The organism is Bacillus sp. NPDC094077 (assembly GCF_050279465.1).
GTDB lineage: Bacteria > Bacillota > Bacilli > Bacillales > Bacillaceae_G > Bacillus_A.
Genome location: NZ_JBNNUF010000002.1, coordinates 488,622 through 501,491, shown reverse-complemented (window position 1 = coordinate 501,491; position 12,870 = coordinate 488,622). Strand labels below are relative to the sequence as shown.

The following is a 12,870-nucleotide window of genomic DNA, read 5'->3' as shown; positions in this document are numbered from 1 at the left end:
ATGCACATTAAAGATCGAAGTTCGATTCATGAAAATAAAGGGGTAGAGGCGTTTTGGAAGGAGCAATTATCTTCCGAGGTTCTCGATTTTTCTGTATTTAATAGCGGTTACCAACTAAATAAAGAAAATCCTTGCGAGCACGTTCAAGTCATAATGAATGCAGAGTTTAGTAAAAGTATACAAAAAGTAAATAAGTCTCAAGATTTATTATTATTTAGCTGGTTACAGGCCGCGTTAAGGATTTGTTTGACACACTATACAGATCAAGAAAGAATTACTATTGGTATTCCTGTAATCGAAAAAAATCTTGAACAAAGCGAGAATCTTAATAAATTGATCCCTTTAGGAAGTGAAATCCATCCGCATCACAGCTTTAAACAAGTAGTAAATCAGATTGAACAAACGACTTTATTCGGATATGACAATCAGGGGTATCCACTTTCTGAGTTATTAGCGAAACACCATTTAACTCCTTTTCAAATTGTTTTTGGGATGGAAGGATTACATAATAAAAATTCGATAGAAGAATATGCAGAGAATAATTTAGCCATCTGGATACAAAGAAAATGGAATGAAATACATAATGAATTTGAATTTCAAATTTCTTTCAAGTCTCATTCATTCTCTTCTTTGCAACAGTTTGCAAATTCATATCTTTATGTTTTAAAGCAAGTGTCAAGAAATTCGAATTTAGCTGTGAAAGATATTTGTATCATTTCAGAAGAAGAGAAAGAGCTGCTAGAAGAATTGAATAACACTCAAACGGGCATAGACTTGTCTCAAACATTTCAAGATTTGTTTGAAGCGCAAGTGTTAAAAACCCCAGATCAAATTGCGGTTGTTTGTAATGATCAATCTTTGACATATAGAGAATTGAATAAGAAAGCAAATCAATTGGCTTCTATTCTTCAAAGTAAAGGTGTTTCGAAAGAAAGTATTATTGGAGTTATGGTAGACCGGTCATTGGAAATGATCATTGGTATGATGGGGATTTTAAAAGCAGGAGCAGCGTATTTACCAATCGATCCTAATTATCCAACTGAACGAATTGAATATATGTTACAAGATAGTCAAGCAAAATGTTTACTTAGCAAGCGAACCGAAGTAGAATTTCCACAATTTGCTGGTGAAGTGCTATATCTTGATGAGGAATATCTCTTCCAAGGTGAAGAAAGTAATTTAGTGCGAGAAAGTGATCCTAATGATTTGGCTTATGTTATTTACACATCAGGATCGACAGGAAATCCAAAAGGTGTAATGGTGGAGCAGAAATCTCTTGTCCATTTTTTAAGTGTAATGAGAGAAAAAGTAAAAGATAATCAGTCATTCTTGTTTCTTGCTAGTGTATCTTTTGATATTTCCTTGTTAGAAATATGTCTTCCTTTAACGCAAGGTTCGAAAGTAGTCATTGCTACAGAGGACCAGTTTGCAACAAAAGAATTGGCACATTTGGTCAAAGAACATAAGGTGGATTTATGGGAATCAACGCCATCGCGAATGGAAGTGATTTTGAGTGATCCAGAAGGGGCGAATTTTCTAAAAAATTTAAAATCTATTTTGTTAGCAGGAGAAGCATTTTCCATTGATTTGATTGAAAAAATTCGATGTATCAGTGAAGCGACAATTTTAAATATTTATGGTCCTACAGAAACAACCATTTGTGCAACAGTAAAGGATTTGAGCTCCGCCAAAGAAGTTACGATTGGAAATCCCAACCCGAATTATCATTCCTATATATTGAATAAGTATGGCCAATTAAAACCATTTGGCATTCCGGGTGAACTCTGCATTGCTGGCGTGGCGGTAGCACGAGGGTATCTTGGTAAACCTAAACTGACAGATGAAAAGTTTGTACCGAGTCCTTTTACGGCAGGAGAAATGATGTATCATACGGGTGATCTCGTTCGTTGGTTGCCTAATGGAGAACTTGAATATCTAGGTCGAATGGATCATCAAGTAAAAATTCGGGGGTATCGAATTGAATTAAGAGAAATCGAAACCCAGTTAAGGGAACATCCAGAAATAAACCAAGCTATCGTTGTTGATCAAGTATATGGAAATAGGAAATTATTAGCTGCTTACTATGTATCGGATAATAAGGTCCCTTTTGGTGAAATCAGAAAATATTTAAGTGATAAATTACCTGAGTTTATGATTCCTGAAAAAATGATTCAGGTGGAAGAGATTCCATTGAATCCAAATGGGAAAGTAGATAGGAAAAGGTTATTGGATATAACACAAACGGATTATGTATCAATTCCATACGTTGCTCCGCGCAATGAAATTGAACAAAAATTGGTGCATGCATGGGAAAAAGTTATGGAGATTGAGGGAATCGGTATTTATGATAATTTTTTTGCTTTAAAAGGAGAATCGATTAAAGCACTACAAATAATTAATTTATTAAGAAAAGACTGTTTGAAAATAAGTACAACAGATTTTTTTAAACATCCTACGATTGCTCAACTTAGTTCTTGTGTAGAGGTAGAGCATAAAGAGGAAAACTTTGAAAATAGACCAACTCATGTTAAAGATTTGTCTAAGCCATTTCCCTTAACAGAGGTTCAGACAGCGTACATGTTAGGACGGAATTCACAGTTTGAATTAAGTGGTATTTCACCTCAAACATATTTTGAATATGAATCAAAATTGGATATCAATCGTCTTTCAAAAAGTTTTCAAAAGGTAATTCATCGTCATCCAATGTTGCGAGCTGTAATTTTACCAGAAGGAAAACAGCAAATATTACAAAGCGTTCCTGATTACGAGATTGAAATAGTGAGTCTCATAGATTTAGATGGTGTGAAACAAAATGCTCGCTTGCAAGAAGAACGTTCTCGAATGACTAACCATGTATTCCCTTTGGGGCAATGGCCTTTGTTTGAATTAAAAGCCTTTCTTTTAAAAGAAGACACGTATTTATTATGTTTTCGATATGATGCTTTATTAATGGATGGAGCTAGTATGAACATTGTTGGACAGGATTTGTTTCATTATTATTATAAACCAGAGCAAAGATTAGAACCTCTATCTTTTGATTTTCAAGATTACATGTTTATCTATGATGAAATGGAACAAAGTACAGAATATAAAACAGCAAAAGATTATTGGACAAGTAAGCTTCCTGACTTTCCGTTTGCGCCTTCTTTGCTGTTAAAAAAGAATCCGGCAGAGATTGCTACTCCTAAATTCCAATCACTTACTAAGATCGTGGACAATGAAAAATGGACAAAGCTACGAAAGTTAGCACAGGAGAAAGAGGTAACTCCTTCCGCTCTACTTTGTACAATATATGGTGATGTGTTGGCATATTGGAGTAATCAACGTCGATTGGCAATTAATTTGACTGTATTTAACCGTTATCCTGTTCATGAAGAAGTAGAACAAATTGTGGGAGATTTCACCTCACTTATCTTGTTGGATGTTGATGTGAATCCAGATCAATCTTTCTTTACGAGAGTCAAACAAACGCAATCTACTTTATTAGATGGTCTTGAACATCGGCATTACGATGGAGTTAACTTTATTCGAGATTTTACTCGATATCACCAAATGACTCCAAAAGCAGTTATGCCAATTGTTTTCACCTCGATGCTAGCAGGTGCAGGTGCTTTTGCTTGGGAACAGCTTGGTTCTCTTCGCCATATTCATGCTCGGACTCCACAAGTTTATTTGGATAATGTGGTAATTGAAAAAAATGGAGAGTTATTAATTAGCTGGAACTATGTTGAAGAGTTGTTTGATGTTGAGGTGATAGAAGTAATGTTTTCTCAATTTGTTGAATTGTTAGAACAATTGATGAAACGAAGTGATGTAACATCTTTGCAGATGAAAGAATCGGATCAAACTTTAATTGCGCAATACAATGAGACAACAGAAAAAATATCTTCAACTACTCTGTATCAATTATTTACAGACCAAGTAAAACGTACACCGGATGAAGTAGCAGTGGTTTTTGAACGAGACTGGTTAACATATTCAGAGCTCCATAAGCGCTCCAATCAAGTTGCGCACTTTTTAAAAGAACAAGGAATTGGTCTAGGTGACAAAGTTGGTCTTTTAGCACAAAGACGAGTTGACACAATTGCTAATATGATAGGTATTTTAAAAGCAGGTGCCGCTTATGTTCCAATTGATCCCGACCATCCTTTAGATCGCCAAACATATATTTTAGAAAATAGCTCATGCAAACTTTTATTAGAATCGAGTCTTTATAAAGAAAAACATTTGTCATTATATACAACAGAAGATATGCCTGCTATTGCTGGTCCAGAAGATCTTGCCTATATTATCTACACTTCAGGAAGTACAGGAAAACCAAAAGGAGTAATTATTACTCACCAAGCGGTTGCAAATACCATTCAAGATATTAATCAAAAATATCAGGTAAATGAAGATGATCGTATTATTGGTATTTCTTCCATGTGTTTTGACCTATCTGTATACGATATTTTCGGAACGTTAAGCACAGGTGCAATGTTGGTAATGATTCGTGACCCAAGAGACATGAAAGAATTAATCCGTACCGTCGAACGTAGAGGAATTACAATTTGGAATACAGTGCCTGCAATCATGGATTTGGCATTGGAGCAAGTAGGTTCTCATTTTGAACATTCTTCCTTGCGTTTAGTTTTACATAGTGGAGATTGGATTCCACTTTCTTTACCCGAAAAAATAAAACGACATTTTCCGATTGCAGAAGTAATTTCACTAGGAGGAGCAACAGAAGCATCGATTTGGTCAATTTATTATCCGGTCAAACAGGTGAAATCACATTGGAATAGTATTCCATATGGGATGCCTTTGGCAAACCAAACGTATTATGTGTTGAACTATGAAAAGAAAATGTGTCCTGTTGGTGTAATTGGGGATTTATATATCGGGGGAGCGGGCCTTGCTAAAGGATATTTAAATGATGAACAAAAAACGAATGAAGCATTTGTGTCACATCCTGTTTTTGGTCTTATATACAAGACAGGAGACTGTGGAAAAATGCATCCTGAGGGATATATTGAATTTTTAGGACGCCAAGATTATCAAGTGAAAATTCAAGGATATCGAGTAGAATTAGAAGAAATCGCCCATTGTCTTCTCACTTACAAACAAGTCGAACATGCTGTAGTGATTGATCAGACAGATGAGAATGGAATAAAATTTTTAGTCGCATATGTGGTAACTGAGCAAAATATTAGCACAACAGAACTACGAAAGCATTTGCGAGATCACTTGCCAGATTATATGATTCCTTCTTATTTTGTTTATTTGGAACAATTACCCTTGACTCCAAACGGGAAATTAGATAGAAAAGCGCTCCCTACTCCGGAGAAACAAAAAAATGAAGTATTTATTGCTCCAAAAACTGAAATGGAAAAAATATTAACTAGTGTTTGGCAAGAAGTACTCAAAGTAGATCGGGTTGGAGTAAATGATCATTTCTTTGCCTTAGGTGGAGATTCGATAAAAGCGATTCAAGTTTCCGTCAGACTGTATAGACAAGGATTTGAGCTAGAGCCAAAAAATCTATTTTCATTTCCTATATTAGGAGACATGGCTCGATTTGTTAAAAAGCTTGACCATCTTTCAAGTTCACAAACAAGTGGTGTAAACAAAATGAATGATAATCAAGTTACATCACTAAATGTTAAAGATAAACAACTTAATCAGCATACACTGCCCAAAATACAAGAAAAAATGCCGGAAATAAAAATAGAACGTATTTACCCATTGGCACCTTTCCAGGAAGTTATTTATGAACATGCTGCAACTGAGCCTGATACAAATGCATATTTTGAACAAACAATTTGGACACTTGAGGGGGAGCTGGATATTAATCTCTTTATTCAGTGTTTCCAACAATTAGTTGATCGTCATGATTCTTTAAGAACGATAATTGTACAAGATGAACAAGCACAACCTTGGCAAGCTGTTCTACATGATGTTCAAATGATTTCAGAGATAAAAAGCTTGATTGAGATGACGAAACAAGAACAGCAAGAATTCCTAGATCAGTGGATAAATGAAAATTTAAGTCAAGGATTCAAAAATGATGAACTCATGACCCGTCTCTGTATATTCCAACTAGGTAATAACGAGCATAAGGTAGTTTGGAGTTCCCATCATCTATTATGTGATGGATGGAGCGTCAGCATTTTGATAGACGAATTATTCCAGCTCTATGAAACAATAAATGCGGGAACTACGGTGGAGTTACCTATGGTAAAACCTTTTGAGACATTCATAGATTGGACTATAGCACGAGATCATGAGAAAGCACGTCATTTTTGGCGGGATTATTTATCAGGATACAATCGAAAAATTAGTATTCCTAAAAAGAAAGTACCAACTCAAAGTGAAGGGTTAAACTTTACATTTATGGATTTAACATTGGATAAGGATTTGACTAATCAGTTACAGACATTTGTAACTAAAAACAATATAACTATGAATTCGGCATTACTAGCTGTATGGGGAATATTGTTTGGCAAATACAACGGAATGAGAGAAGTAGTATTACCTAATCTAGTATCAGTCAGACCTCCCGAAGTAGAAGGGATTGAAAATATGTTCGGTCTGTTCACAAATATTTTGCCTATCCGACTAGCATGGACAGAAACGCAATCTTTTGTGGACTTCCTGCAAAAAGTACAACTAGAAACATTGAAATGTAATGAGTATGCATACTATTCATTTGTTGATATACAAAAACAAAGTGAATTAAAAAATCAGTTGACTGATCATCTTTGGGTTTTTGAAAACTACCCAACTAACCCAGCTATCTTTTCTTCAAATGAAAACAGAAATTTTGCCATCACAGATTACGAAGTTGTTGATGAGCCGCATGTAAAGTATGGAATTATGTGCTTCCCTGAAGAGAAACTTACAATAAAGTTTGGATATGATCAAACCGTATATGAAGCGGAGAAAATACAGGAAATATTGAATCACATCCATCAGTTAATCAAAATGATTCTTCAAAATCCAATACAGGCAATCGGTGATTACAAATTATAAAAAATGAAAAGGCGAGCAAGAACTCGCCTTTTTAAATAGAATAGGAGTAAACCAAATGACAAAAAACCTGCAATTATCAGCCGAAGAGATGCGTCAGTTAGGATATCAAGCGGTTGATTTGATTGTTGATCATATGAATCATTTAAAAAGTAAACCAGTTTCGGAAACGATTGATAGTAATATTTTTAGAGACAAGCTAATTGAAACGATTCCAGAAAACGGATCCAATCCAAAAGAATTACTTCATTTTCTTAATAACAATGTGTTTAATCAAATTACTCATGTGGATCATCCTCATTTTATGGCTTTTGTGCCAGGTCCTAATAATTATGTTGGTGTAGTAGCAGATTTTTTAGCAAGTGGGTTTAATGTATTTCCTACAGCTTGGATGGTAGGTGCAGGTGCTGAACAAATTGAATTAACGACAATCAATTGGTTAAAATCAATGATAGGATTCCCTGATTCAGCTGAAGGGCTATTTGTCAGTGGCGGTTCCATGGCTAATTTGACTGCACTTACTGTAGCGAGACAGGTCAAGCTGAATAATGACATAGAAAATGCGGTTGTGTATTTCTCTAACCAAACTCATTTTTCTGTAGATCGAGCACTTAAAGTATTAGGGTTTAAACATCATCAAATTTGCCGAATTGAAACGGATGAAGATTTAAGAATTTCAGTTAGTACTTTAAAAAAGAAAATAAAAGAAGATCGATTAAAAGGGAAAAAACCATTCTGTATTATTGCTAATGCAGGGACAACGAATTGTGGGGCGGTTGATTCCCTCAATGAATTGGCTGATCTTTGTAATGATGAAGATGTATGGCTACACGCGGATGGGGCTTATGGGGCTGCAGCAATTCTCAGTGAAAAAGGAAGTGAGTTGTTAAGAGGAATTCATCGTGCGGATTCTTTGACGTTAGACCCGCACAAATGGCTTTTTCAGCCTTATGATGTTGGTTGTGTACTCATTCGAAATAGCCAATATTTAAGTAAAACGTTCCGTATGATCCCTGAGTATATTAAGGATACGGAAACTAATATAGAAGAAAAAGTGAATTTTGGGGAGCGTGGAATTGAACTTTCTCGTAGATTTAGGGCATTAAAGGTATGGCTTTCTTTTAAAGTATTTGGAGTTACAGCTTTTCGTGAGGCAATTGATCATGGCATTATGTTGGCTGAACAAGTTGAAGAGTTTTTAAGGAAAGAAAAAGATTGGGAAGTGGTAACACCTGCCCAATTAGGAATTGTTACTTTTCGTTATATTCCTTGTAAGCTAACGTCTACAGATACAATTCATGAAATAAACAAAAAACTGGTGGAAGAAATTAATCAAAGAGGATTTGCTATGCTAAGTACGACTAGATTGAAAGAAAAAGTAGTAATTCGACTTTGCTCTATCAATCCGAGGACAACAACAGAAGAAATACTTCAAATCATGATGAACATTAAGGCATTGGCAGAGGAAATAAACACGTCGCCTAAACACCTTATTTCTGTTTCTCAATCTTGATATATTAGGTGGATTTTACATATTAATAGCCGATTCTAAACGAGAATCGGCTATTATATTTAAATGATAATAACACTCTATACTATTTATGAGTGTTTCTCTTGTAAAGGGATTAAGCCTCAACCTTAGATACTCTTTTGAAACCAGTCTTTACTGCTTGTACCATTTCGTTCACAGCGTAAATAGATACATCGGCATTTGGATTTAATCCTTCAAACCAGTGATAGGCATTTGGATATAAATGAAATTCGACATCAACACCAGCTTGCGCTAGTTTGCTTACATAGGTTAATGTTTCACTGCGGAATGGATCTAATTGACCAACAAATGTGTAAGTATATGGCAAATCACTATAATCCTCTGCTCGAGAAGGCGCTGCATAGGCTGGGATTTGATCCGTTCCATACATTTCTCCTAAATACATTTTCCAACCAGCTTCATTTGCCTTTTGATTCCAAACAAATCCCTCTTTAATTTCATTCGTTGAAGGTGTATTATTTCGGTCATCAATCATTGGATAGAGTGGCATTTGTAAACAAATCGAAGGATATTTTCGATCTCGGGCTAATAATGATAATGCTGCTGTTAGTCCACCACCAGCGCTTGCTCCTGCAACCCCAATTCGATTTGAATCAATGTTTAATGATTCTGCATTATCAGCAATCCACTTTAAAGCTGAATAACAATCCTCAATTGCTGCTGGGTAAGGATGTTCAGGAGCTAAGCGGTAGTCTACAGACACGACCACACAGCCAGCTTCTTTTGCAAACCTCATACAAGTATCATCGTTATCATCTATAGACCCTAACATATAACCACCACCGTGTATCCATAATAAGACAGGTGAAGATTCATTATTTGACTTTGGACTATAAATTCTTAATGGTAACGGATTAGCATCTGGTCCAACAATGACTTCATCTGTTAACGAAAGGGATTCATCAACAACTGCAGGTGGTCTCATTTGAGCTATTCCTTCTCTGATTGATTGCAAGTTTTCTGGGCGTAAATCGAGATCTGGAAACATCTCTAACCCTTGTAATAACTCTGGATTTACTCTTTTTTTCATTTTAGCACCTCTATTTGTAATTGTTTTCAAATAAATGAAGTGTATTCTAAGTAGTTTAATTGTGAAAAAACATCACAATTAAATTGTAAATTGGATATGTTATAACAGTCAACAGAATGTTCGGAAATTAAAACCTCTCTCAAAAAGGAGTTTCATAATAATACAGGTAGTTGATTTAGGAGCAAAGTGTTTTCATGTCGTTTTATTTATTTACACTTAGTTTTCTAATTGAACCAAGTGATGATCCGTTTTATTTTAATGACATATTGCAAGTGATACCTGTTCGAATTCATACTCGGAAAGGATTAAAACATTTGTATTCTTTAAAAGAAGGTTAATTAATTGGGGAATTGTATAAGAGTTAGGTCTTATTTTATTAACAGTCTCTTTAAAGGTGTTATAAATGGGGAATTCATACAGCTATTAATTCTTGAATAGCTGTATGAATTCCATCCGCTGAACCCTCTTTATTTCCAGCTACATGTTACATTGCATTCTTCCTATAACATGTTTTCGCAATTTCTTCACCTGTATTGATGATACAAAACTTTGGAACAGGCGTTGCAAGAAATATATACATAACTAACTACATATAAACTCCAGATAGCTCTAGATAAACTACCGATTAGCTCCATATAGACTCTTGATAACTTATATAGAATACAAGTTATCAAGGAGGTAAGAAAAAAATGAATTTTATTAAACGTGCAATTCTCAGTATGAAAAAAAGAGTAGGAACATCATTAATTTTGATGGCAGTCTTCCTAATTGTTACAAATTTAGTGTTGGCAGGATTCACAATCCAAAATGCATCAAAAAAAGCTGCTGATGCAGCAAGAAAAAAACTGGGTGCAGATGTTACTTTAGGTCTTGATTTTGACAAATTAGGTCAACAAGCTAGGGAAACTGGAGAGATGCCTAATCCGCCGCAGCTCAATACAAAAGAAGCAGATCAATTAGCGAAGTCAAAGTATGTAAAAGACTATAATTACATAACCAATACTTTCGGAATTTCTGATGGGTTGAAACTAGTAGGAGTTTCAGAAGGAGAAAAAGAAGGAAAAGGTAAAGCGGGAATGGCGGGTGTACGCGGCGGTTCAAGCTCAGGTACAGAAATAGATATGAATTCTTCTTTTATGATAGAGGGAGTTCGCAAGACTGCATTACAAGAAAGCTTTAAAAACGGAAAAAGTAAAATCATTGATGGGAAACCAATTACAGAACAGATGAAAGATCAGAATGTAGCTTTAATGGAAAAACGATTAGCGGAACTAAACAATTTGAAAGTAGGAGACAAAGTTAAAATTCAATCAGGGGATAAGAAGGAAACTCTTGAAGTTGAAATTATCGGTATTTACGAAACGAATGAACAAGCACTGGGTCAACAGGCCCCTCCTATAATGGATCCAGCTAATAAGCTATATATGCCGCACTCTACTATGAAAAAATTAGAAGCAGATCAAGGTATGAGTAGCATTCAAGTCGTGTATTTCTTGAAAGATCCACAAGACATTGATTCATTTAAAAAAGAAGCAAAAAAATCTGATATTGATTTTAATTATTTTAAGTTAGATGCACATGATTCATTGTACAAACAAATGATTGGCCCTATCGAAAATATCTCATCTACTTCTCAAGTGATTATTTATATTGTATCTATTGCAGGTGCGATTATCTTAGGGTTAATCATTATGTTATCGATTAAAGCACGCCGTAAGGAAATGGGGATTTTACTGTCCATTGGAGAAAAGAAATGGAAACTGATGGCGCAGTTCGTAGTAGAAGTCGTATGCATTGCTATTTTAGCATTTGGATTATCCGTAACAACAGGAGCTAAAGTTTCTCAAATCATAGGGGATAATTTACTTTCTAATGAAATTGCTACAGCAAGCGAAGAAAAAGAAACCCCACAAAGTAGTACTGTAATGGTGTCTGGACCTGGCGGTGCTATACAAAACCAGACAGAGGAACCAATTGATAAGATTGATGTAAGTGTAACGGGAGAGGATGTAGGAAAAATGGGAGGGATTGGGCTAGCTATTGCTATAATAGCAACGCTTCTTCCAGCATTATCTATTCTACGCTTAAACCCAAAACAAATTCTTTTAAAAGATGAATGAGGAGGCTCGATATGGAGACGATTTTACAATTTAAAAATCTGGATTATTATTATGAAAGTAATGGGAAAAATGTAGCGATACTAGATAACGTTAACTTTTCTTTTCAAAAAGGGCATTTCTACACGATTTTAGGACCATCTGGATCTGGAAAAACCACAACTCTTAGTTTAGGTTGTGGGCTGGATGTCCCTAAAAATGGTTATGTACTGTACAATGGCAAGGATATTCGAAAAATTGGTTTGGATCGATACCGTAATCAAAATGTATCTGTAATTTTCCAATCGTATAATTTAATTACCTATATGACTGCTCTTCAAAATGTCCTAACAGCAATGGAAATTACAGGTGTTAAAGTGCAAAATAAGACGGCAAAGGCATTAGAATTATTAGAGAAGGTAGGACTCACAGAAGTAGAAGCGAAAAGAAACGTCCTGCAACTAAGTGGCGGACAACAGCAACGTGTAGCAATTGCTCGAGCGCTATCTTGTAATGTTGATTTATTGATTGCGGATGAGCCAACAGGAAACCTCGACGAAGAAACGGCAATGGATATAATAGAACTGTTTCAAGAACTTGCACATAAAGAGAATAAATGTATTATTGTTGTGACGCATTCACAGGAAGTTGCAAAAAAATCGGATCGTGCAGTGTATTTAAGTAAGAAGAAGTTGGTAGTAAACGAAATTAATAATACCTAAACACCATAGCTCTTGAATTCACATAATTTTCGAAAATCAATTTCTTCAAATGTTTATATTTGATATATAATAAAACCAAGCCATAATCAAAATGGTCTCCCTGTTTTGAATGTTAAGATAGTTTGTTGTTCCCTTTTTAACAATTTTAAAAAAAGAACTTGTAGGATTTTCTACAAGTTCTTTTTGTTGCTCTTTCAATTTCAAGTCGAATTATGTTTTGAACAACTATTCCTGTTAAGGATTTTAGATTATCGTTTTCAGATGACCAATACTGTTTTTCAGTACAGCATACTATATTTCAAAAAGCTAAAATTCGATTACTCAAAAGCTATGTATTCTAAAGTCTATGCTCATATAAAACATAGTAAATCTTTATCAAGGGATGCTTTTAATTGGTGATTGAACAATTGTAGATAAATATACCCGGGGACGGACTAACTTACATCTTATGTGATAGATATT

6 protein-coding genes are annotated in these 12,870 nt (G+C 35.0%); 5 read left to right on the top strand and 1 reads right to left on the bottom strand.

Going from position 1 to position 12,870, the window contains the following annotated elements:
* Both ACQKNR_RS07435 and ACQKNR_RS07430 read left to right on the top strand, forming a co-directional pair.
* Entirely contained in the window at positions 1 to 7,011 is a 7,011-nt protein-coding gene (locus tag ACQKNR_RS07435) for an amino acid adenylation domain-containing protein (RefSeq protein WP_427316583.1), read from the top strand.
* Positions 7,012 to 7,066: 55 nt separating this feature from the next.
* Positions 7,067 to 8,521, top strand: coding sequence for a pyridoxal phosphate-dependent decarboxylase family protein (locus ACQKNR_RS07430; protein WP_427316581.1), 1,455 nt, complete (start codon positions 7,067 to 7,069; stop codon positions 8,519 to 8,521).
* 112 nt (positions 8,522 to 8,633) lie between these two features.
* Here the strand turns inward: ACQKNR_RS07430 and ACQKNR_RS07425 are convergent, their stop codons facing one another.
* On the bottom strand, positions 8,634 to 9,590 hold the full coding sequence (locus tag ACQKNR_RS07425; RefSeq protein ID WP_427316579.1) for an alpha/beta hydrolase: 957 nt from the start codon (positions 9,588 to 9,590) through the stop codon (positions 8,634 to 8,636).
* A 194-nt stretch (positions 9,591 to 9,784) separates the two neighbouring features.
* Between ACQKNR_RS07425 and ACQKNR_RS07420 the strand changes: the two genes are divergently transcribed.
* The 3 genes from ACQKNR_RS07420 to ACQKNR_RS07410 all read left to right on the top strand — a co-directional run bounded on the left by ACQKNR_RS07420 (position 9,785) and on the right by ACQKNR_RS07410 (position 12,408).
* A complete protein-coding gene (locus ACQKNR_RS07420) occupies positions 9,785 to 9,928 on the top strand; it encodes a hypothetical protein (RefSeq protein ID WP_427316577.1) in 144 nt (47 codons plus the stop codon).
* A gap of 351 nt (positions 9,929 to 10,279) precedes the next feature.
* Complete coding sequence (locus tag ACQKNR_RS07415) at positions 10,280 to 11,710, top strand: ABC transporter permease (protein WP_427316575.1); 1,431 nt, start codon at positions 10,280 to 10,282, stop codon at positions 11,708 to 11,710.
* Between the two features lie 11 nt (positions 11,711 to 11,721).
* Positions 11,722 to 12,408, top strand: coding sequence for an ABC transporter ATP-binding protein (locus tag ACQKNR_RS07410; RefSeq protein ID WP_427316573.1), 687 nt, complete (start codon positions 11,722 to 11,724; stop codon positions 12,406 to 12,408).
* Positions 12,409 to 12,870: the final 462 nt, after the last annotated feature.